The sequence below is a fragment of the Candidatus Eisenbacteria bacterium genome (assembly GCA_030017955.1).
Taxonomy (GTDB): domain Bacteria; phylum Eisenbacteria; class RBG-16-71-46; order JASEGR01; family JASEGR01; genus JASEGR01.
In genome coordinates, this window is record JASEGR010000224.1 from 1 (window position 1) to 1437 (window position 1437).

Genomic DNA, 1437 nt, shown 5'->3' on the forward strand with positions numbered 1-1437 from the left:
CAAGTATCTGCATCGGCCAAAAAGAAGAAGACACAACGTCTTACTCCAGAAGGTTTGGTCGTCCAGAGTTTCGATACCCTCTTAAAAGAATTTGGAACACGATGTCGAAACCGTTGCCAAATCAAATCTGGTCCCAAGGGGTCCACTTTTTATCAAGTGACAGAAATGACTCCTCTACAAAATAGGGCTTTTCAACTCCTGGGACTGTAGCCATGTAAATATGAATCCAATTTCTTAGAAACAGTTTTTGAATCAAGAAGTTATTCTATTAGCAAGCAAGGAACTTCGGTCTATGCCGTCCCTCCGATCCTCCAATCAATCAATTACGATTGTAATATACGCCTTTTTTGATTTTTTGGAAGTGAGAAGTTCAGGAAGGAAGAGGTGGAAAAGTGGGTTGCAGGTTCCACCTACTTATCTGCAAATCAAGATAATCTGAAGATTACGGATTTCTGTTTGAAAGAGACGATAACGACCGAGCTCAGGGGCGCGGCGCTTGTGACGCGTCTCCTGCAGCGCCGGGTTAGCCAGATGTTGATGGAACAACATACTTCTCCTGCATTCTTGCGGCGTGGAGGCGAAGGTCTAGCGAGAGCGAAGGGCTTTCCCGGAGGCTGCGGAGACAGTCCTCGATGTAAGCGACACTGATGCGCTTGCGCACGGAAGGCTCAACGTTTGCCAATACCTTGCGCAACGGTGGATGAAGCGACTCGTTCTCCCGCGGTGCGAGTATCACGAGTTGGTGTCCCTCGCCACCGGCAAGAAGGGCGACATTTCGGAGGAACTGGTAGTTATCGAAAAAAGCCTTGTCCTTCAGTAGATCTTCCGAGACAAGAGGTGTCAGGCGGGGTTTGTAGATCTCCGCCAGCTTCTTCTGGTGCCTTGAGTCATTCTCTGCGGTACCAAATCCGGCTTCGGAGAGCTTGACCTCGCAGAACACGCACGCCCCTGCAGGGGTGTGCCAAACAACATCCACGTTCGTGCCTTCTTTCTCGTCAGGTACTCCCTCGAATTCCCAATCCGATACGTTGGCGTCCACTCCCAAGGACGCACTCAACGCTCTGGCCTCAGACCCGCCAGCCGCGAAGTACGGATAGAAAAGGTTCAGCGCGAAGGCCTGCGACGAGTTCAAGTGGTGGAAGTACCGGTGGAGCCTGATTGACGGGTGAGCCCTGAGGTAGTCTTGCAGTTCTGCGCGGATCGATTCAAGGATGTTCAGATAGCGTAGCCGGGAGGGGAGGACATGTGAGTACAGGCGTCCCCCGTACGTCCCTTTTTCGAAGACCCCGAGGCGGCGTCTCGCGTAGTTTCCCAGGTGCTGCTGAAGGGTGGTCTGGTAGCGTTTCATCTGGCTAACTTATTTTTTAAGCTGCTTCTACATCTTAGCCAATTCAAGAATTCAAAGCGTAATATTTTCGGTTAGCTATTGGACACATC

At 50.8% G+C, this 1437-nt stretch carries 1 protein-coding gene; it reads right to left on the reverse strand.

Annotated features, from left to right (window positions below):
- Positions 1–523 precede the first annotated feature (523 nt).
- Positions 524–1348, reverse strand: a complete 825-nt coding sequence (locus tag QME66_13880) for a hypothetical protein (GenBank protein MDI6810030.1) — start codon at positions 1346–1348, stop codon at positions 524–526.
- Positions 1349–1437 lie beyond the last annotated feature (89 nt).